The organism is Embleya sp. AB8 (genome assembly GCF_049739465.1).
Taxonomy (GTDB): Bacteria; Actinomycetota; Actinomycetes; order Streptomycetales; family Streptomycetaceae; genus Embleya.
In genome coordinates this window covers 142,465-162,725 of record NZ_JBMHHY010000005.1, presented here as the reverse complement: position 1 = coordinate 162,725, position 20,261 = coordinate 142,465, and the positions used below count along the sequence as shown (strand labels likewise).

The following is a 20,261-nucleotide window of genomic DNA, read 5'->3' as shown; positions in this document are numbered from 1 at the left end:
GGGTGTCGATGCGCGCGGCGGAGTCCGGTGGGGTTCCGGAGGAGACGGTCCGGGTGGCGAGGGCGGCGTTCCCGAAGGGGAGTCTGGCCATCCGGGTCCGTGACCGGTTGGGTGTGGTGTTCTCCGACGGGCGGTTCGCCGGGTTGTTCCCCGTTCGGGGCAGACGTGCGTGGTCACCGGGGCGGCTCGCCATGGTGTCGGTGCTCCAGTTCGCCGAGGGATTGTCGGATCGGCAGGCCGCCGAGGCGGTCCGGGCCCGAATCGACTGGAAGTTCGCGCTCGGGCCGGAACTGACCGACCCCGGCTTCGATTTCTCCGTGCTCGGCGAGTTCCGGGACCGTCCGGTCGGAGGCGAGGCCGGGCAGGAGATGCTCGACACGGTCCTGGAGGCCGCCCGGGACACGGGGTTGCTGCGTGCCGGAGGCCGGGCCCGCACCGATTCCACCCACGTCCTGGCCTCGATCCGCTCGGTCAACCGGCTGGAGTTCGTGATCGAGACCCTGCGCGCGGCACTCAACGCGGTGGCCGCCGCCGCTCCCGCATGGTTGACCGAGCACGCGGACCCGGCCTGGTTCGACCGCTATGCCACGCGGGCCGAGGACTACCGACTGCCCGTAAAGCGGACCGAACGCGTCGTTCTCGCCGAGCGGGTCCGCACCGACGGCACGCGGTTGCTTCGAGCGGTCAGGGCGCCCGAGGCACCGACATGGCTGCGCGAACTCCCCGCCGTGGAGATCCTGCGCCGAGCGTGGGTCCAGCAGTACGAAGCAAACAAGGGGCGGGTGCGGCGGCGGGCCCCAAAAGACTACCCGCCGGGCGCGAAACGCCTGGTGACCCCCTATGACATCGAGGTTCACGCGAGCGTGAAACGTGACATCGCCTGGGACGGGTTCAAGGTCCACCTCACCGAGACCTGCGACGCGGACACGCTTCATCTGATCACCGCGGTGTTCACCACCGACGCGACGGTGCCCGACATCCACGCCACCGACGTCGTCCACGCGCAGCTCGCCGCCCGCAATCTCCTGCCGGACGAACACCTCGTGGACGGCGGCTACGTCGACGGCAGGCGCATCGTCACCGCCCGGGAAGACCACGGCATCACGCCGACCGGCCCGATCGCCGGTGACACCACCGCCCAGGCAACCGGGCCCCACGCTCAGGACACGTTCACCATCGACTGCGAGAACAAGGCCGTGACCTGCCCCGACGGGCGGACCAACGTGGTCTGGCGAGAAACGCTCAGCCACCGCGACACACCCGTGGTCAGGGTGAGGTTCGCCGCCCGCCACTGCACGCCCTGTCCTGCCTGGGGCGCATGCACCACAGCCTCGACCGGGCGGTCCATCACGCTACGGACCGCGACCCGAACACGAGGCGATCCGACAAGCCCGCGCGGTTCAGGGCACCCCTGCCTGGCGGGAACGCTACGCACCCCGCCGCGGCGTCGAAGGCACCATCTCGCAAGGCGTCCGAGTCTTCGGACTGCGCGACTGCCGCTACCGAGGACTGGCCAAGACCCGGGTGCAACACCAACTCGCCGCCACGGCGATGAACCTCACCCGCATCGACGCCTGGACCAACGGCACACCCCGAGCCCACACCCGAACCTCACACCTGGAAGCACTTCGCCCCACCGAGTAAACGGTGGGGCGAATTCGCCAACAGCATCGCCGACACCGGCCCGGGGCTCTCGGAGCGGCTTACGCCCAGAGGTGCTTGGCGTACCACCGCTGATCGGTGGGGTCTTCGGAACCCCTGACGCAACTCCCCTGCATCAGCTGTGCGTCCATCGTCGGGCCCTGCGGTACGAGACAGGTGCGTGTCTCGATGTTCATGAACTGGTAGTAGCCGCTGGGCAGGGGATACACCCACCAGAGTTGGTCGTTCCAGGGCTCACAGGTGACGACGCGTGCTCCTTGGTGCACTCGGGTCAGCAGACACAGGCTGCTGTTGACGTTGGCGATCCGCCACCGGTCGTTGCCCATGTCGATGACGCGCCATCTCTGGTCGTTGGGGGGTGAGCCTGCATTGCTGCATCCACCCGCCACGACCGGGGACTCTGGAAGGGATCCCGGGGCGAACATGCAGAGTCCGCTGTAGGTCATGAATTGGTAGTCGACGCCTTGGTCGATCCAGTCGGCTCGGGCCTGTCCCGGGGCGACGAGCGCGAGAATCAACCCTGCGATGGTGGTGGCGATGATCGAGGCTGTACGGCGCATGAGGCTCCTAGGTTCGACGGATGCCTCTGAATGGTCGTGGGGCGCAAGTAGTTGCCACAAGATCGTTTCAAGCCTCGGGCAGGCCGGTTGGTTGCGGCAGTCGGGCTCGGTGCGTCTGCCTCGTTGCGCAATCCCGCCGGGGTCAGGCTGCGTGTTCGCGGAGCGCTCGAATCTGGAGCGCGGCAATCATGGGGTTCGACCTCAGCGGCGCCTTGCCCGAATCGCGCCGGGCCTTCTCGCAGCGCGCCGCTTCCCTGACGGTGAAGCAGGGCGACCCGTTCACGGTTCCGGCCGCCCGAATAAGTACCTTGTGCTTCCAGTTGCGGACCGCCGACTCCGAGACGCCCGCGAGATCGGCAACCTGGCGGACGGTGAGGAGTTCGCCGAGGTGGGTGTCGTCGTCGCAGCCGTCGAGGATCACGATGGTGGGGGCCATGTCTGCCTCCGGGTACGCGAAAGGCCCCCTCGCGAGGGGGCCTTGGGTGTTCGAGGTGGGCATGGCTCTGCCCGCAAGATCGAGTTTACCTAAACGCGGCCGGCTGACAAGTGGTGCTTGTCAGGCGTCGGGCGCCCACTCGGCTCGGTAGTTGGGGTGGTCGGAGTGCGGCGCGGCGAGGTGGCTGATCGTGCGGCATGGGTAGTCGCCGATGATCCGGCCGTCGTCCCACTGGCACACGCCGCAGTAGTAGACGACGCTGCCCCGAGCGAGGGTGTGGGGCTCGGGGGGGGTGTTTGGCGAGGATCGCCCGCTTGGCCTCGATGTCGCGGAGGACGTACGGGGGCCGTTCGCCACAACGTGCTCGGCGCTGTCACCCGCGTAGTCAACGACCTTGTCGGTCATCCGGTGGGTGACGTAGACGTCGGTGCCTTCGTCCGTTTTCCACGGTCCCGGATGGGCTTTGAGGGCGTGGCGCTCGCGCTCGTCGAGCCGCGCGCCGAGGAACGCCACCAGGTCGTCGGCCATCATCCCTCCCGCAGCCAGTCGGCCCGCTTCCGAGCGTACTCGGCGACCGCCTGGTATCCCGTGGCGTATCGTTCGTCGTCCTCCAGGGAAAGCCCCGGTTGGTCGCTGGGGAACGGGTTGGGGCCGGTGCCCATGCCGTACCTGTACTTGGCGTCCAGGTCGTCGCCGAGTTGGTCGAGTTCGGTTGCGCGCTCGGCGCGGGAACCTCGGTCGCTCATGTCCTCATCGTCTCGCAGCGGGGTATCAGGCGTGGCCACGCCTTGGCGCCAGGCAACCCCTCGCGCGCGTGCAGCAGGCACCCGAGCATGATGTTGACGGAGGGGGCCGCCAACATGGTCGAAGTCGTAATCGCGGTGGTCGGATCCCTGCTGGGCGCGGTGGCGGCAGGGGTGGTCCGGCACGTGAGCGCGGTCCGTTCCGCGCGAGTTGCTTGCGCGGACCAGGCGCGCAGGGATCGCGATGCTGCGGTGCTGATCTGGCTGCGGCGGTGAGCGAGCACCGCCTGGCGATGTGGGCTCGCGGGGAAGCCACGCTCGGCGGGCGCCGGACGCGCGGGTGCAGGAGCTGCGGAACGCACTGTGGGCGACCCGGGCCGCGATCACGGCCCCACTGGTGGCGGTGCGGATCCGGGTCGCCGACGCGGCGATCGTCGGTGCGGCCGAGGGCGTCGTGGCGGCGACGTACGCGACGCGCGAGGCGTCCGACGTCGGTGAGTTGGCTGCAGCGCGCGCTGCGGCCGTGCGGGCGCATGACCTGTTCGTGGAGGCGGCGGCACGTCTGGGTGTTTGAGTCCTGGGGCCGGATCTCGATGGGACTCAAGCCGGCGAATGGCTGATTTCTTACTTATTTCGGCTACGTCTGACTGGTTGGCTTCGCTCGTGATCACGGATACGCCGTCGATCCATCGTCTCGGGAGCCATCTTTGAAGATCCGACACACGCTCGTCGCCGCCGCGTTCGCCGTCATGGCGCTCGTCGCAACCCCGGTCGCTGCGATGGCCAGCCCCAGCCTTGCACCGACGACACAAGCAGGCGGTTCGAGTGGGCCTCCTGCCGGCGAAGGCAGTCCTGCCGCCGATGCGCTCGTCAGCAGAACGCCGATACCCCCGAAGACAATCGCCCCGCGAAACGGGAGCACCTCGCTTGACACGAATCTGTGCTATTGGTCCGAGACTCGCAATGTGGGTCGAACCGGTAGTCTGTGCAGTCCGGCCAAGGCAGGCTTCACGGGAACCACGGGACAAAACAAGCCGCTTGAGTCCGCGTCCTTCTACTTCGATCAATCGACGGCCATGACCTTGTGGGTCCGAGTTCACTTCGCCGAGGTCGGATGGACCAACTGGCGTCCGATAACAAGCACCTACGTAATGCAGTACGGCGACATCGGCGTGGGGGGACCGGCGATCGAGGCGATCGACTTTTCGTCGACCAACGGATCGCTGACGGGCGCGGGTCATGTGCAGAACGTGGGCTGGGTCGGAACTGGGACAAGCTCGAACATCACCATCGGAACCACAGGACAAGCGCGGTGGCTTGAAGCGTTCTGGGTCACGCCGAGCTTCTAGGACGCACGGAGAGAGCCCCGAGCCTGGTCGAAACGCTGTTGGCGAATGGGTCCCACCTGCCGGAACGAGACGACACCCAGCGGCTTCACCGCAGGTGGCCGTAATCGAACCGGCAGGGTTCGGGACTTCGCCAACAGCATCCAAGGCGGGGCCCTCGGCCGAAACCCGATGTGCCGCCATCAGGTTGGTTTCGAACCGGATTGACGATCGATCGGATTCGGACGACGGCGCACACGAACTTGTCGTTCGGCACGACGATATGACCCGAACGATCCCGGACGGTGAACCGACTCGCATGGTTACGCTCGGGCGGCATCCGGCCGTGCCCGTCCTCACCGCGCCCTCGCATGCCCGCCCGGCAGGCGTTGCCGCAAGGTGCATCGGGCCAGGCGTGGGGAGCATCTCGGGCACGTGCAGGTCGGCACGCAGCACGCCGGTTCGCCGCGCCGGCCGGCGAAGCAGGGGCGCGGGCGCTCGGACGGACGCACCGGGTGGGCCGGATCCTCGCCCGGGCTACCCCAGTGACCACAACCGCGCATATCGCCCACCCGTCGCCAGAAGTTCCGCGTGACTGCCCTGTTCGACCACTCGCCCGCCGTGCAACACCACGATCCGGTCCGCCCGCGCCGCCGCACGGGAGCGGAACGCGGGGTCGGAAGGCGGGACTGGAACGCGGGGGCGAACACCGGCAGGGGACCCCGAGCCGGGATCGCCCGCCGGGACGGCCCGCCGAGATGACCCGCCGAGATGGCCGTACGTCCCGCCCCCACGGTGCGTGTCCCGGGGCCGTCCCGGTGTTCCGGGACGGCCGGGTCATCCCGCCGGGTCGGCGCCGTAGCGGGCGAAGCCCTCGCCGAGGGCGATTTCCGCGAGGATCGCCGCGCAGCGTCGGTGACGGTCGACTTGCGCCTGCGGGTCGACGGCGGTGCGAATTCCCGGCAGATTGCGCAGTATCCGGGTCGCCGGCGATTCGCCGGGAATCAACTCGGTGACCAGGAAGGCGTGTTCCCGACGACGGAAATACGCGATCGGGCGCGGTGCGCTGCCGGGGAGTTCACGGTCGAGTTCGCGGAGCATCTCGTATTCGTGGGCGACTCGGTCGGGCGTGGTGGTGCGATCGGAATGCACGCCGCCGTGTCCTCGGGCCTCCTTGACGAATACCTCCCGGCCGCCGTCGGCCGCTCGCGCTACGTGGGCGCCGCCGCCGTTGGCATGCCGGATCAGCCGGATCAGCCGGATCAGCCGGATGAACGGGACACCCTGCCCGACGCACACCGCCGAGGTCACGCCCGGCACTTGCCGGGCCCGCGCCGGCGTCGCCGACACGTGCACCTGCCAATCGTGCATCGCGCCGAGCCCGGCGGCCGGGAGGCAGACGTTCCGGATGCCGTTGGGGACGAGCCGCCACGACTCGGGGAGTTCGCCCGGTTCGTAGCGGGGGCCGGTTTCGGCGGCCTTCTCGATGGGCCGGTGGAAATCGGGTTCGGCGAGCGGATAGGGCAGTTGGTCCATGGTGTCCCCGTCATGAGGAAGTACCGGATGGCTTTTCGAGCATAAGCAGCCAACCGGTCGGATAACCAGGGCCGGCCGGAAATTCGTCAACGTCGGACAATAATCAATAATAGAATCCGCGAGGTGGCGATCTGCGACCTTTGTCGACAGCTCCGGCAACTCCTGGCCAAGGGACTGGAGTTGCCCCAACGGCCACTCGCCTCGACGACGCGACCCTGCCGGCCGCCGCCGAGGCGATGCTCGACCACTTCCGCTCCCGCCTCGCCAACCTCGACCCGGACGATCCGGTCGGCACCGCGCGCCGCGCACCGGTCCCGGGGCGCCCGCCCGCCGGCCGGCTCCCCGGGCCCGTCCCTCCCTCTCCGCTCTCACCGAGACGTGGTGCCAGAGCATCGCCAACTCTCCGGTAGGCGCCGAGGTTTGACGCTCTGTGTCGCGGACGTCACACTTCGCCGCGCCAGGCTGCGCGCGCCAGATCCCCAAAACATGCCAAACCGGCATACACGTAAGGGGGATTCGGTGTCTTGTCCCGAATCGATGGGTTCCGTTTTGCCAATCGATTGGGCTTCCGTGGCAGCCAACCCGGCCGTCGCATGGCAGCATCAGGGCATGGACGAGCATCAGCGGCAGCCCGAGGTCGAGCCCGAATGGCTTGACAACGACGACTTCGATCGACTCGTGGCCGAGGTACTCCCGGACGGCGAGCCGCTGTTGCCCCCGGCTCCGACCGAGCGGATCTACGAGGGCGCCGGCCGCGGCGACACCGCCGGCGGCTGAGCCGACCCGCTTCGACTACCCGGTATACCACCTCGAATCTTGCACCACGCGCGCGAGTTCGGCCTGATCCAGCGGCGGTGCGGCAAGCGGCGGACCATACGTCGAGCCACCGATCAGCCCGGCAGACACCTGGATCACGACGGCCCGGCCGTCCGCGCGGGACACACTCGCCCCGTAGCCGCCGGCCGACTGCCCGCCGGACGCGGGTTCGCGCTGCCCGGGCGGCGAGGTCCAGGTCTTGCGCAACGATCCGTCGGGCAACGGGGTTTCCGCGCAGTCGGTGTAGGTCACGGCGATCCCGGAGTCCGCGCACCGGTTGTGTGCTTGCTCGAAGGCGGTCGTCGGCGTCACCGTGCCGTAATTGGCCCGCGGGCCGTTCACGGTGATGTCGAGATAGCCCACGCGGCCGTCCTTGGTGACGAGGTAACGCCCCGACAGTCGATGGGGCCCGTCGTCCGGCAGGTATCCGGGCGGCTGCTTGCGCACGTCGCCGACGTCCGGCCGCAGCAGCCGGGCGACGAAGGCGGACGGGTTGACCGGTTCCGGCTGCCCGTCCGCAGTGGAGCCCAAGGGCACCGTCGGCGCGACCGACACCAGGCTCGACGCCGTTGCGATCGACACCTCACCCGTCCGCGTCTCGGTCGCCGCGGGCTCGGCAGAGCCGGTGGCCCACACCGACGCCGTGGCCGACGCGGTTCCCGTCGGACCGGGCCGGGGCGAGGCCGACTCCGTCGGGGGCGCACTCACCCCCCGGGCGTCCGTGAAGCCGGCCGGTCGGAGCAGCAACGTGCTCCCGCCGATCACCGCGGCCACGGCGGAGGCGGTACCCACCGAGGCCAACACGCGTCGCCGGCGCCGGCGCACTCGGGCGGCCTCGCGAAACACCTCGTCCACGCCCACCGGCCCGGTCGCCCCCACCGGCCCGAGGCCCAGCACCGCCTGCCCCATCAGGTCCTTCATGTCCTGCTCTCGCACAGCCGTGCCCCCTCCGGTAGTGCGGCTCGAATGCCGGTCGCGGGCAACGCGTCGCCCAGGGCCAGCCGCAACGTGGCCAGCCCCCGGGCGGATTGGCTCTTCACCGTGCCCGTGGTCACGTCGAGGATCCGCGCGGTCTCCTCGACGCTCAGGTCCTCCCAGAAACGCAACACGAGCACGGCCCGCTGGCGCGGCGACACGGTCGCCAACGCGGCGCGCACCGCAAGCCCCAGGTCGGTGTCGGCCCCGCCCGCCACGGGTCGATCGGGCAGCACGTCGTGCGGACGCTCACCGCGCCAGCGGCGCCGGCGCGAGGAGATGAACACGCTCATCAGGGTGCGCCGGGTGTACGCCTCGATGTTGTCGATCCGGTCCAGCCGCCGACCCGCGAGCACGACCCGCACCAGCGTGGACTGCACCAGGTCCTCCGCCTCGTGCACGTCGCCGCACAGGAGGTAGGCGCTGCGCAGCAGTGGACCCCGCCGCGCGGCGATGAACTCCCGAAGCGGTTCGTCCGCAGCCGCCAACTCCCACCCCTCCTCGCACCCCGCGCGGCTCCCACCGAGCGCTCTTCCCCTATAAGGAGACCCGGCACGCCTGAGAGGTTGCACGAGCGCCCGAACCAATTGGGGCGGGGGTTGGGATCGGGGTCGGGGGTCGGGGCCGGAGGCCGGGGGCCGGGACCGGGGGCCGGGACCGGGGGCCGGGGGCCGGGGGCCGGGGGCCGGAGGCCGGGGGCCGGGACCGGGGGCCGGGACCGGGGGCCGGAGGCCGGGGGCCGGGGGCCGGGGGCCGGGGGCCGGGGGCCGGAGGCCGGGGGCCGGGATCGAGTGGGGCCGGGGTCGGGTCGAGGCCCGGTCGGTGCCGGGGCCGGGTGGCGGCCGAAGCCGGGGCCGGCGTGGAAGCCGGATGAGGCCGAGTCCGGGGTCGAAGTCTGGGTCGGGGCAGGGGCCGGGTGAGGGTCAGGCCCGGAGCCCCGAGCCGGAGCTGTGCTGGGTCGGGACCGGATCGAACCGGGACGGGACCGATCGGGGCCGGAGCCAGGGCCGGGCCAGGGTCGGATCGGGACCGGAGCCAGAGCCCGAGCCGGAGCTGTGCTGGGTCGAAGACCGGATCGAGCCGGGTCGGAATCGACCAGGGCCAGCCCGGGACCGGCTCGGGACGTGGGCCGGAGCCCGAGCCCGAGCTGTGCCGGGTCCGGACCGGATCGAACCGGGTCGAGCCGGGTCGGGATCGAACCGGGCCGGAGCCAGAGCCTGAGCCGGGCCGGCGTCGGCGGCGGAGCCGAAGCCGGAGCCCGAGTTGTGCCGGGTCGGGACCGGATCGAACCGGATCGGGACCGATCGGAGCCGGGCCGGGAGCGGATCGGGACCGGAGCCGGAGCCGTGCCGCGTCCGGACCGGACCGAACCGGATCGGGACCGATCGGGACCGGGCCGGGAGCGGATCGGGACCGGAGCCGGAGCCGTGCCGCGTCCGGACCGGACCGAACCGGGACGGGACCGATCGAGGCCGGGGCCAGAGCCGGGTCAGGCCCGGAGCCAGAGCCGGGTCAGGCCCGAAGCCAGAGCCGGGCCGGGGTCGGACCGGAGCCGGAGCCGAGCCGGGAGGCAGGGCTGAGGCCGGGGCGGGGCGAGGGCCGAAGCCGGACCGCCCCGGGTCGGGAGCCGCGTGGGCGCCGCCCCCGGGGTCGGCGCCCACGGCTGACGGCGGCGCGTCAGTTGCCCAAGGTGACCGGGAGTTCGCCGTATCCGCGCAGCAGCAGCCGGTCCCGGCGGATCGCGCCCGGTGCCGGCGCCAGTGTCGGGAAGCGGTCGAGCAGGCGTGGGAAGGCCACCGTCGCCTCCAGGCGGGCCAACATCGCACCCAGGCAGTAGTGGATGCCCGCCCCGAAGCTCAGCGGCGTGATCTCGGCCCGCCACGGATCGAACCGCCCCGGTTGCGGATACCGTGCCGGATCCCGGTTGGCCGCGCCGATCAACAGCAGCACCTCGCCGAGACGCGGTACCGGCACCCCCTCGACCGCCACCCCGTCCCCGAGCGCGAGCCGCGAGGTGAGCTGGACCGGCGAGTCGTAGCGCAGTACCTCCTCGACGAAGTCGCCCGGCGGCAACTGCCCTCGGGACAGGGCGGTCCGTACCGTCGTGTGCTCAAACAGCAGCGCGAGGCCGTTGCCGAGCAGATTTGTGGTGGTCTCGAACCCGGCCGCCAGCAACAGCGCCAGATTGCCGATCAGTTCGGTATCGGTGATCGCCGACTCCGGCTCCCGATCCCGCAGTTCCACCAACGCACTGACCAGGTCCGCGCGCGGCCGGGCTCGCCGCTCCGCAACCAACTGCTCGAAGTAGTCGCCCAGTTCGGTCGCCGCCCGATCGGCCGCGGCCTGATCGAGATCGGTGGACATGAACTCCAGCACGCCGAGCAGCTCATGGGCCGGGCCCCGAAAGCGGTCCCGGTCCGCCTCCGGGATGCCGAGCAGTTCGCAGATCACCCCGACCGGCAGCGGCGCGGCGAACCGATCCATGAAGTCGACCGGCGCGCCGCCCCGGCCCGCCTCGGCCATCCCGTCCAGCAGCCGGTCCACGGCGCGCTCCACGGCCGGCCGCATGGCGGCGATCCGGCGCGGCGTGAACACCGCCGCGATCGGCGCGCGCATCCGCGTGTGGTCCGGTTGGTTGGCCTGCAGGATCGAACGGCCGAGCAGCCGCCACACCGGCGTCTCGGGATCGTCGCCGTACACCGCGGCGTTCGCCTCGCGGTCGAACACGCCGAACTCCCGGCTCCGCAGCACCCGGTCGACCGCCGCATATCCGGTGACCAGGACCAGCGTGTCGCTCACCCGCACCACCGGGCCCAGCCGCTGCGCCTGCTCGTACAGCGGGTAGGGATCGGCCCGGGTCTGCGGACTGGTGAGCAACTCGACGATCGCGGCTGCGTCCACGTGATTCCCTCTCGTCCGCGTCGACGACCCGCCGGCCGTCCCTCGGAGCGTCAACCTCGGCCGACGGGTGCGGAGTTCCCGGTTCCGTCACCCACCCGACGGGGCCCGGTCCGCGGCCGGCGCCCGGTTCCCATCGCCCGCGTCGGCCTCCGCCCCCATCGCGAAGCCCCGATCGTCCGGCGCCCACCGCCACACCGCCACCGCCGCGAGCAAGGTCACCACCGCCAGCGAGGCCCACAACACCCCCGTCCCCCACGCGAGCAGTGCCATCAGGACCGCCGACGACGAGGCGTGGCCGATGCCGTAGGAGAGTTGGAACCGGGTCAGCGCCCGCCCCAGCCGATGCGCCGGCGTGGTGGCCACGACCAGCGCGGTGGCGCTGCCGGTGTACATGATCTCGCCGGCCGTATAGAGCACCGACACCAGCGCGATGCCCGCCGCCCCACCCGCGCCACCCAGCCCGCCGGCCGCCCAGAAGCCCAGGTAGGACACGCCGAGCACGAGCCCGGCGCCGGCCAGCCCCGAGCGCCTGGGGCGTCGCGACAACCACACCACGAGGGCGATCTGGGTGGTGACCACCATGACGGTGTTGCCCACGAAGATGCCGGCGGACCAGGCCGGGGACACCTGGAGCTGGGTGACCAGTACGGCGGGCAGCGCCACCTCCAGCACGTTGAAGCAGAACGCGTAGGGCAGGTTGGCCACATCCAGCACGGTGATCCGCCGACCACCGGCCGGCTCGCCCGCACCCCGCGAGCCCGCCCGACCGGTACCGACCACCCGCAACGAGCGGGCCAGCAGCGCGGCGACCGTGTAGCCGAGCGCGGTCACCCCGGCGAGTACGCGCAGCGCCCCCGTACCGCCGGCCATCGCCACCGTCGCGATCAACGCGCCGGCCCCCATCCCGGCATTGCGCAGGGAGCGTCCGGCGGCCAGCGCAGCGTCCCGATAACGCTCGTCGGCCAGCGTGCTGACCAGCGCGGCATGCGCGGGCGGCCAGCACTGGTCGCCGACGCCGAGGAACAGCGCGGCGATGGTGAACCCCCACACGGCCGAACCACCGAGCCCGGTCGCGGCGAGCAACGCCACCACCCCGAGCACTCGGATCGACATCGCGCCGGCCACCGCCGCACTGCGCGCCCCCCGGTCCAGCCACCGCCCGAGGAACGGCATCGCGACGAGCCCGAGCAACATGCCCGCGGACATCGCCGTACCGGTCTGCGCGACGCCGAGACCGAGCACCTTGATCCCGAACACCAGCAGGAACGGCCGCAACATCCCGGCGCCGAGCGCGTCCACCCCCACGGCGACCGCGTACCGGGGACCGCCCGAGGCCCGGACCAACTCCCGCAGCGCGGGCCGCTCGGGTCGTTCCCGGCGCCCGGGTGGACCGCCGCCCCGCGAGCGCGAGTGCCCGGTCGTGTTCGTGATCGTGGTCGTCGGAGCCGCATCGACCGGGTGGGCGAGGTCGTCGGTTGCGGAGGCCGGAGTCATCGGGTTCGTGGTCATGCCGACACCGTGGCCGGCTCCGTCGCGACCGGTCACCTCGATTGACGACTGTCGTCAATCGACGCCGGCCCGACCACGCCGACCTGCGATGATCGATGCCGTGAGTCTGACCATCGAAATCGCCGGGGTGCCGGTCGAGCGGCTGCTGTTCGCGGCGTCCCCGCTCGCCGAACTGACCGCGATGTTGCACGTGCTCGCCGAGCCCGGACACCATCCGGAGCACCGGGACTGGGCCGCCAGGACGCGTTCGGCACTGGCCCCCGAACTCGCCGAGCAGTTGCTCGAAGCGGAGTTCCTGTGGCGCTCGTCGCGGGCGGACTTCCTGCTGCCGAGCCGCCCCGGAGCCACCCTCGCGGAGGAACTGGACGGGGTGGACCGGCTCGACGACGAGACCTACGCATCGACCGCGCTGGTCGCCACGTGCGGTACGGACCGGACGTTGCTCGGCAGACCGTCACCGTTGCACGACGCGGCCGGCCGGGACCGGATCCTGGACCTGGCCAACGCGCGTGGTCCGCGCCAGGCCTCCTTCGCGGAGCGGCTGATCGCGGATCCGCCGATGGTCCGCGCCCGGGTACGCCGGATGTTGGAGGACTGCCAGGCGGCGTTCTTCACCGAGACCTGGCAGCGGGTGGCCCCCACGCTCGCGGCGGATCTGCGGCTGAAGACCGATCTGCTGTCCCGGCGCGGCGTGGCGGACACGCTGACCTCGGTCTCCCGGGCGATCGAACTCGACCGGCGCCGGCAGCGGATCGTGCTGGACAAGCTCCAGGACAGCACCACCAGTGCGGTCGGCGACGGGGTGACCTTCCTGCCCACCGTGTTCGGCGCGCCGCACCTGGTCGTGGTACACGCGCCGGGGTGGCGTCCGGTACTGCAATACCCGGTCGCGATCACCGACCGGTCGGCCGCCGAGGCGGTGCCGATCGACCTGGTCCGGCTGCGCCTGGAAGCGCTGTCCCATCCGGTCCGGCTGCGCCTGGTCCGGACCCTGGCGCGCGGCTCGCACACCACCGGCGAACTGGCCTCGGCCTGGGACCTGAGCGCGCCGGAGGTCTCCCGACACCTGGCCGTGCTGCGCAAGGCGGGCCTACTGACCACCCGACGGCGCGGCCGCTACGTGCTCTACAACCTGGACGCGTCGGCGACGGCGGCACTGGGGGCGGACCTGATGGCGGCGATGTTGCGCTGAGCGGGGGTGTTCCCGAGCCGACTCGGTTCGCTCGGCTCGCGGTCCCGACGCGGCTCGGGTCGCCGTCTCGCCCCGGCGGGGCTCGCGCTTCGGAACCCACTCGGCTTGCGGTCCCGTTCCGGCTCGATTCGTGTTCCCGGCTCCACTCGGCTTGCGCCCCGGGTCCAGCTCCCGCTCGGCTCGCGTTTCGGATCCCACTCAGCTCGCGCTTCGGATCCGGGCCACCGACAGCTCGTTGGCCGGCGCCACGTATTCCGTGAACAGTTTGGCGACCAGTTCGCCGCGGCTGGCCACGCCGACCTTGGCGAGCACCGCCTTGATGTGGTCGCGCACGGTGTGCGTGGTGATCCCCAGCCGCCGGGCGATCTCGTCGGTGGCCAAGCCGGCGGCCACCAGCCGGGTGATCTCCGTCTCGCGCGTGGTCAGTTCGTACGCCTCGACGATGATCGAGGCCACCTCGGCCACCGGGGCCGGCTCCAGCATCACCACGGTGAACGCGTCGTCGCCGTCCAGTCGGGACGCCTGGCACACCAGCCACCGGCCGGCGCGGGTCCGCACCCGGACCCGGCCGGTACCGGCGGCGACCAGCGTGGCGATCCAGATCGGGATCGTCCCGTCCGCCGCGTCGCCGGCCACGCTCGCGATCCGGGCGCGGGCCTGGTCGTTGGCCGAGACCAGGCGCCCGGCGCGGTCGAAGAGCAGTACGCCGGTCCCCTCCTCGGGAGCGGCAACGGCCTCCTCCGGCACCACTCCCGGGCGCAGGAACGCGCGCAACCTCCCGGCCAGCGGCGCCGACAGGCCCGCGACCAACTCGGTCTCGGCGGCGGTGAACGCCGGCCCATCCGCGTTCCGGAACAGACTCACGCTGCCCCACGGCCGGCCGGCCACCCGCAACACCGCGCGCAGTTCGTCGCCGAGCCGCCGCGGGCGCAGGTAGGCGGCGTGGAGCGGGCTCGCCTCGGGACGATCGCCGGTACTCTCCCGCAGCGCCGCCGCCGGGATCCGCGCAGCGGCCAGGGCGCGGAACGGATTGACCGTGTTCGGATCCGACTCACTCGTCCAGAACGCGGCACAACCACCCTCGTCCAGGTTCTCCACCCGGATCGGCGCGGCGATCAGCCCGGTCAGCGGATCCGTCGCGCGCCATACGGCCGCATCGAACGGGACCAGGCGACGCAGCCGGGTGGAGGCGGTGGCGAACAGGGCGAGGGCGTCGGGCGCGGCGGCGGCACGGACGAGCAGTTCGTCCCGCTTCCAACCGTCGGCGTCGGCGCGGCGGGTCATCGGCGATTCCGTTCCTGGTGTGGGCAGACGGCCCGTTTGGATGGACGGCTCGTGTGGGCGGACGGCTCGTGTGGATGGACGGCCCGTGTGGGTGGACGACTCGTGTGGACGGACAGCCCCGCTCGGCGGCGGCCCCGGTCGGCCGGAGCCACCCATCGCGTCAAACCCGCGGAACGAGCAGAAGCTTCCCGGTCGTGCGCCGCCCCTCCAGGTCCTGGTGCGCCCGCCGCGCCTCGGCCAGGGGGTAGCGCCCACCCACATGCACCCGCAGGGTGTCGGCGCCGACCCGGTCGAACACGTCCCGGGCGCGGGCGAGCAGTTCCGCGCGGTCGCGCGTGTAGTCGGCGATCCCCGGCCGGGTCAGCCGCAGCGAGCCGCCGGCCAGGAGTCGGCCGGTGTCGAAGCCGCGCACCGGGCCGCTCGTACCGCCGAGCAGCACCATCGTGCCGCGCGGTCGCAGACTCGCGAGGCCGTCGTCGAAGGTGGCCGCGCCCACCCCGTCGTAGACCACGTCCGCGCCGCGCCCGTCGGTCGCCTCGCGCACCCGGTCGGCGAACCCCGGGTAGTCGAGCACCAGTTCGGCCCCCGCCGCGCGGGCCCGGGCATGTTTGTCCGGGTCGGACACCGTACCGATCACGCGGGCACCACGGGCGACCGCGTACTGCGTGAGCAGCCCGCCGAGACCGCCGGCGGCCGAGTGCACCACGACGGTCTCGCCGGCGCGTACCGGATGGGTGTCGTGGGTGAGGTAGTGCGCGGTCATCCCCTGCATCAGGACCGCGGCGGCGGCCTCGAAGTCGACCGCGTCCGGGATCGGTACCAGGCGGTCCGCACGCACGACGGCGCGCTGCGCGTAGGCGCCGTACGCCGTGGTCACCGAACCGTCCATGGCCCACGCGACCCGGTCGCCGACGGCCACCCCGCTTACCTCCGGGCCGAGTTCGGCGACCGTGCCGGCGCCCTCGACGCCCGGGACGAACGGAGTCGGTACGGCGAACACCCCGCGCCGCTGGCTGACGTCGATGAAGTTGACCCCACTGGCGGCGACGTCCACGAGCACCCGGCCCGGGCCGGGGCGCGGCTCCGGGTGGGTGTCGACGGTGGTCAGTACTTCGGGTCCGCCGTGGCGGGTGGCGATAACGGCTTGCATGTGGCGGCGCTCCCGGGGTTGGTCGGTCGGGTTCGACTCGGCTCAGCTCAGCTCGGCTCGGCTCGGCTCGGCTCGGTTCGACTCGGCTCGGCTCGGCTCGGCTCGGCTCGACCGATCCTGCGCCCGCGCGGCCCGGCGGCCCATCCCTCACGTGGGGGATGGTCGGCCGTGGGGATGGCCGCCACCTCCTCAACTCACCCGAGGTCCACCCGCTGTGCATCCGGCTCGGCGATCGCGAACGTGCACAGCCGGGCCGCCTCCTCCACCACCGCGCGGGTGTCCTCGGCGGACAGCGGCCGGAACGGCTGTACCCGCAGCCCGGTCGCCTGCACGGACCAGGTGCCCGCAACGAAGCCGTCGACCAGGAACGTGGGCAACACCAGCGAGTGGCCCGGCATCACCCGGCGGCGATCCACCTCGGCCAGGATCCGGGATCGGTCCGCGTGGCCGAGTACGGCGTTGTCGAACGCGGGCAGGAAACGTACCGGCGCCGGCCCGTCCGCGTCGGCGAGTTCCGCGTCCGGCAGGTCGTACAGTTCCCGCCCGTCGGCATCACGCAACACCCGCAGCGGCATCGACTCGACCACGTCGCGCAGCCGCTTCAGTCCGGACCAGACCTGTACGTCCGCCACGCTGGCCGGCCCGAACGCGGCCAGATAACGCTCGACCAGCCGACGCACGTCGGGCGCCGGATCCATCGGCCGGCCGGTCCACGCCGGCGCGAGCGCCATCGGTACCGACGATCGGGTCCCCCAACCGCCCCACACCCCGTTGGGCGCCGGATGCACGATCGGCAACATACGCTGGACCGCCGCCGCGAGCACCGTGCCGGCCCGACCCGGGTAGCGCTCGACGAGAAGCCGGCCCAGATCCCGCCGATTCAGCGGCCCGTCGGCCAGCAACGCCCGTGCGGCCGCCGCGAGTTCGGCGGCCCCGAGGCCGTGCGTCTCGCGGGCGTAGTAGGCGGGTCGCAGCTCGGTGCCGGGCGCGGGTTGCAGCAGCGGCCGGATCCACGCGTAGTCCTCGGCCGCCGTCACGTGCTGGGTGCCGCGCAACAGCGTGCCGCGCACCACGTCCTTGTCCGTGTACAGCCCGGTCAACTCGGCCTGGCGGAACTCCGCGGCGCGCGTCCACAGGCCCACGTAGGGCCAGTTCTGCTCCTGCGCCTGCATCGCGACCAGGTGCCGGACGACCTGCGCGGCGGGTCGCGGGGGGCGCTCGGCGAGCAACTGACGGGCGATCAGGGTCCGGTTGAGCACCCGTCGGGAGATCGGGGCCGGCGTGGCTTTCGCTGCCGCCGGCGCGGCGGGTGCCTTCTTCAGGGCTTTCACGGCGGTCGCGGCGGTCGAGGCGGTCGCGGTCATCGGGGTCGGCGCGGTCGGCGCGGTCGGCAGTCGGCCGGGAGCGGAATCCATGATCACAGTCTGGGCCGGAATCAGGCCGGCTTTCTGCCGCATTCACCCGGACTGCCGCCGCCGTCGTCGTCGGTGCGGCGATCGCGACCGCGGCCGGATCGGCGGCCGGCACCTCGACCCGCTCCAAGATCACCTGCACGGCGATGGGCTCCACCCGCTCCGGCACCAGGCGCACGACAGCCGACGCGGTGGACCCCGCCCGCCGGAGGACGCGGACCCGCCCTCGGCGACCGGGCCGCGCGCGATCAGGTCCGCGGCCGGCCCGGTGACCGACGCGGGCACGAGGCCGGTGCCCGCGGCGACCTCGGTCCGCGCACCCGGGCCGTGCGCGGCGATCGCGCGCAGGACGAGGGCCCGCCAGAACCAACTCTTGCAATATCCATTGCGGCGGGCTGATACTCCCCAATAGATAGATGCTCAATCGATTCAGCACTACCGCAGTACCACCGCAGCACCACTGCGGCACCACCGCACCAAAGAGGATGGCCCCGTGTCCCAGCAGCCGCTCGTCACCACCACCCTGGGCCCCGTCCGGGGCTCGTGGCAGGACCACTCCGCCCGATTCCTGGGCATTCCGTACGCCAAGCCTCCCGTCGGCGACCTGCGCTTCGCCGCTCCCGAGGCCCCGGAGCCGTGGACCGAGCCGCTGGCGGCGACCGCCTACGGGCCCACCGCGCAGCGCCGTACCTTCGGCGATGGGCCGACCATCATCCCCGAGCCCTCCATCCCGGGCGACGGCGTGCTCAACCTGAACGTGTTCACCCCGACGCCGAGTCGGGAGGCTGCGCTGCCGGTCCTGGTGTGGATCCACGGCGGCGGCTTCGTGGCCGGGTCGGCGGCGAGCCCGTGGTACGACGGCAGCGCGTTCAACCGGGACGGCGTGGTGCTGGTCTCGCTCGGCTACCGGCTCGGCATCGAGGGTTTCCTGCACTTGGACGGCGCCCCCGACAACCGCGGCGTACTGGACTGGATCGCCGCGCTGCGCTGGGTCCGGGACAACATCGCGGCCTTCGGCGGCGACCCGACCAAGGTCACCATCGCCGGCCAGTCGGCGGGCGGCGGGGCGGTACAGACGCTGATGGCCACGCCGGCCGCGCACGACCTGTTCCGGGCCGCGATCTCGGTATCCGGCGCGGTGATGGAACCGCAGAGCCGCGCCGACGGCCTGGCCGTGGCCGAACTCTTCACCGCCCGCACCGGCCTGCCCGCGACCGCCGCGGCGCTGCGCGACGTGTCACACGACGAGATGCAGCGCCTCCAAAACCTGGTCACCGCGCCCGAGGAGGGTGCGCCGGCGCTGCCCGGCCTGCTCCTGGCGCCGTTCGCCGACGGCGAGTTGGTCCCCGAGGACGTATCCGCCGCCTTCCGGACCGGCTCGGCCGCACCCGCGCCGCTGATGCTCGGCGCGACGCACCACGAGTTCAACTTCGCCGCCGAACTCGGCATGCCGAACGCCCCGATCGAGGCGGCGGTGGGCGTACTCGGCGCGGTCGGCCTGTCCCCCGAGGGCATCGCGGCCTACCTGGCACTGCACGACGGCGCGACCCCGGCGCAGGTGATCGGCCGGGCCCTCACCGACAACCTCTTCCGCGCCGCCGCCCTCGCCATCGCCGAGTCACGCGCCGCCCAGGGCCGCCCGACCTGGCTCTACGCCTTCGAATGGTTGTCCTCCGCCGAGCCGTTCACCGGCACGGCCTTCCACTGCCTCGACGTCCCCTTCGCCTTCGACCTCCTGACCGCGGAAGGCGCGGAGAACGCCACCGGCCCGAACGCCCCCCAGCCGCTGGCCGACGCAATGCACACAGCCTGGGTCACCTTCATCCGCGACCTCGACCCGGGTCCGGAGTGGCCCCGCTACACCCACTCCACGCGCACCACGATGTTGTGGGACACAAACCCGACAACCGCCCCCGACCCAATGCGCCGGGAACGCGAAATCTGGGGCGCCCGGGGGCCTGTCGCCGGCTGAGCGAGAGACGGTGACGGGGACGGGGATGTCCGGCGGCCGGGATCTCGGTCCGGTGCCCCGCCTCCGTGCCGCCCATCCGCCACGTGGCCGTTCCCACCCGTCCCACCCGTTTCCACCTATCCCACCCATCCCACCCATCCCACCCGATCGGTCCGTATCCGGGACGGAAATGGTCCGGCGCCCCTCACCCCATCCGAAACCGGATCGCGGTGGGGTTCGCCGGGCTTGGGGTGGCGCGTGACCTGGGGTTTCGCCTGACGCGCGGGATGGCGCAGGTCGGCGAGTGCGGGTTTCGGGCCAGTCGGGCCAGTCGGGCCAGTCGGGCTATTCCGATTATTCGGGCCATCTGTACAGCCCGACCCTCAGGTGAGCCCCGCCGGCAATTGCGCGATGTCGGGCCCAGGCTGGAAACAGGGGCGACGGTTCCAGGCGCCCCGATCGTTCACGAGAAGGTGACGCGGATGCGTCGCATACTCCTCCCGGTTTCCGCCGTCGGTTCGATCGTGCTCATCCTCGCGGCCGTCGGCGCGTGCGGTCCCGCCGAGGAGGCGCCCGGCGGCCCGCCGGCGAGCGTCACGATGACCGTGCCGCCGACCCCCGGCGTCGCCACGACGCCGACGCCGGCCGCGCCGGTCGCGCCCTCCCCCGCGGCGCCGGCGACCACCCTCCCGCCGAGTCACGCGATGTTGTCCCGATGACGCCCGGGCGCGGCCTGCGCCGGTGCGGGATGGGTCTTCGGCAGCCGGGAAACCGCCACGATCCGCAACGAGTTCCACCGCCCGACCGTC

The 20,261-nt window shown here is 72.1% G+C and carries 19 protein-coding genes and 1 pseudogene; 8 read left to right on the top strand and 12 right to left on the bottom strand.

Annotated features, from left to right (window positions below; all coding sequences use genetic code 11):
- The first annotated feature begins 2 nt into the window (after nt 1-2).
- A pseudogene (locus ABIA38_RS09180) lies at nt 3-1,644 on the top strand (IS1182 family transposase).
- 59 nt (nt 1,645-1,703) lie between these two features.
- Here the strand turns inward: ABIA38_RS09180 and ABIA38_RS09175 are convergent.
- The 4 genes from ABIA38_RS09175 to ABIA38_RS09160 all read right to left on the bottom strand — a co-directional run bounded on the left by ABIA38_RS09175 (nt 1,704) and on the right by ABIA38_RS09160 (nt 3,404).
- Nucleotides 1,704-1,988, bottom strand: coding sequence for an RICIN domain-containing protein (locus tag ABIA38_RS09175; protein ID WP_424637988.1), 285 nt, complete (start codon nt 1,986-1,988; stop codon nt 1,704-1,706).
- A 376-nt stretch (nt 1,989-2,364) separates the two neighbouring features.
- Nucleotides 2,365-2,658 carry a hypothetical protein gene (locus tag ABIA38_RS09170; RefSeq protein WP_424637987.1) on the bottom strand — a complete coding sequence of 98 codons (294 nt, stop codon included), beginning with the start codon at nt 2,656-2,658 and terminating at the stop codon, nt 2,365-2,367.
- 120 nt (nt 2,659-2,778) lie between these two features.
- Entirely contained in the window at nt 2,779-3,186 is a 408-nt protein-coding gene (locus tag ABIA38_RS09165; RefSeq protein WP_424637986.1) for a DUF6221 family protein, read from the bottom strand.
- Nucleotides 3,186-3,404 carry a hypothetical protein gene (locus ABIA38_RS09160; RefSeq protein ID WP_424637985.1) on the bottom strand — a complete coding sequence of 73 codons (219 nt, stop codon included), beginning with the start codon at nt 3,402-3,404 and terminating at the stop codon, nt 3,186-3,188. The genes ABIA38_RS09165 and ABIA38_RS09160 overlap by 1 nt, the downstream gene beginning before the upstream one ends.
- A gap of 114 nt (nt 3,405-3,518) precedes the next feature.
- Between ABIA38_RS09160 and ABIA38_RS09155 the strand changes: the two genes are divergently transcribed.
- From ABIA38_RS09155 to ABIA38_RS09145, 3 genes are all read left to right on the top strand, one after another.
- Nucleotides 3,519-3,677 carry a hypothetical protein gene (locus tag ABIA38_RS09155; protein WP_424637984.1) on the top strand — a complete coding sequence of 53 codons (159 nt, stop codon included), beginning with the start codon at nt 3,519-3,521 and terminating at the stop codon, nt 3,675-3,677.
- 64 nt (nt 3,678-3,741) lie between these two features.
- Entirely contained in the window at nt 3,742-3,975 is a 234-nt protein-coding gene (locus ABIA38_RS09150) for a hypothetical protein (RefSeq protein ID WP_424637983.1), read from the top strand.
- Between the two features lie 133 nt (nt 3,976-4,108).
- Complete coding sequence (locus tag ABIA38_RS09145) at nt 4,109-4,750, top strand: hypothetical protein (protein ID WP_424637982.1); 642 nt, start codon at nt 4,109-4,111, stop codon at nt 4,748-4,750.
- A gap of 813 nt (nt 4,751-5,563) precedes the next feature.
- Here the strand turns inward: ABIA38_RS09145 and ABIA38_RS09140 are convergent.
- On the bottom strand, nt 5,564-6,451 hold the full coding sequence (locus ABIA38_RS09140; protein ID WP_424637981.1) for a hypothetical protein: 888 nt from the start codon (nt 6,449-6,451) through the stop codon (nt 5,564-5,566).
- A 420-nt stretch (nt 6,452-6,871) separates the two neighbouring features.
- On the opposite strand from ABIA38_RS09140, the gene ABIA38_RS09135 reads away from it, so the two are divergent.
- Nucleotides 6,872-7,039 carry a hypothetical protein gene (locus ABIA38_RS09135; RefSeq protein ID WP_424637980.1) on the top strand — a complete coding sequence of 56 codons (168 nt, stop codon included), beginning with the start codon at nt 6,872-6,874 and terminating at the stop codon, nt 7,037-7,039.
- 15 nt (nt 7,040-7,054) lie between these two features.
- On the opposite strand, the gene ABIA38_RS09130 is transcribed toward ABIA38_RS09135, so the two are convergent.
- From ABIA38_RS09130 to ABIA38_RS09115, 4 genes are all read right to left on the bottom strand, one after another.
- Complete coding sequence (locus ABIA38_RS09130) at nt 7,055-8,014, bottom strand: hypothetical protein (RefSeq protein WP_424637979.1); 960 nt, start codon at nt 8,012-8,014, stop codon at nt 7,055-7,057.
- Complete coding sequence (locus ABIA38_RS09125) at nt 7,996-8,541, bottom strand: SigE family RNA polymerase sigma factor (RefSeq protein WP_424637978.1); 546 nt, start codon at nt 8,539-8,541, stop codon at nt 7,996-7,998. The genes ABIA38_RS09130 and ABIA38_RS09125 overlap by 19 nt, the downstream gene beginning before the upstream one ends.
- Nucleotides 8,542-9,730: 1,189 nt before the next feature.
- Nucleotides 9,731-10,954, bottom strand: a complete 1,224-nt coding sequence (locus ABIA38_RS09120) for a cytochrome P450 (protein ID WP_424637977.1) — start codon at nt 10,952-10,954, stop codon at nt 9,731-9,733.
- An 87-nt stretch (nt 10,955-11,041) separates the two neighbouring features.
- Nucleotides 11,042-12,463, bottom strand: a complete 1,422-nt coding sequence (locus ABIA38_RS09115; RefSeq protein WP_424637976.1) for an MFS transporter — start codon at nt 12,461-12,463, stop codon at nt 11,042-11,044.
- A gap of 100 nt (nt 12,464-12,563) precedes the next feature.
- Between ABIA38_RS09115 and ABIA38_RS09110 the strand changes: the two genes are divergently transcribed.
- Nucleotides 12,564-13,655, top strand: coding sequence for a DUF5937 family protein (locus ABIA38_RS09110; RefSeq protein WP_424637975.1), 1,092 nt, complete (start codon nt 12,564-12,566; stop codon nt 13,653-13,655).
- 198 nt (nt 13,656-13,853) lie between these two features.
- Here ABIA38_RS09110 and ABIA38_RS09105 read toward each other — a convergent pair whose 3' ends face one another.
- The 3 genes from ABIA38_RS09105 to ABIA38_RS09095 form a co-directional block, all read right to left on the bottom strand.
- Nucleotides 13,854-14,939: a helix-turn-helix transcriptional regulator gene (locus ABIA38_RS09105; protein ID WP_424637974.1), complete on the bottom strand. Its 1,086-nt coding sequence runs from the start codon at nt 14,937-14,939 to the stop codon at nt 13,854-13,856.
- Between the two features lie 160 nt (nt 14,940-15,099).
- Entirely contained in the window at nt 15,100-16,089 is a 990-nt protein-coding gene (locus tag ABIA38_RS09100) for a quinone oxidoreductase family protein (RefSeq protein ID WP_424637973.1), read from the bottom strand.
- Nucleotides 16,090-16,283: 194 nt separating this feature from the next.
- On the bottom strand, nt 16,284-17,504 hold the full coding sequence (locus ABIA38_RS09095; RefSeq protein WP_424637972.1) for a winged helix DNA-binding domain-containing protein: 1,221 nt from the start codon (nt 17,502-17,504) through the stop codon (nt 16,284-16,286).
- Nucleotides 17,505-17,994: 490 nt separating this feature from the next.
- Here ABIA38_RS09095 and ABIA38_RS09090 point away from each other — a divergent pair, with 490 nt between their 5' ends.
- Together ABIA38_RS09090 and ABIA38_RS09085 are read left to right on the top strand one after the other, a co-directional pair.
- On the top strand, nt 17,995-19,473 hold the full coding sequence (locus ABIA38_RS09090) for a carboxylesterase/lipase family protein (RefSeq protein WP_424637971.1): 1,479 nt from the start codon (nt 17,995-17,997) through the stop codon (nt 19,471-19,473).
- A 461-nt stretch (nt 19,474-19,934) separates the two neighbouring features.
- Nucleotides 19,935-20,171, top strand: a complete 237-nt coding sequence (locus tag ABIA38_RS09085) for a hypothetical protein (protein WP_424637970.1) — start codon at nt 19,935-19,937, stop codon at nt 20,169-20,171.
- The last annotated feature ends 90 nt before the right edge of the window (nt 20,172-20,261 follow it).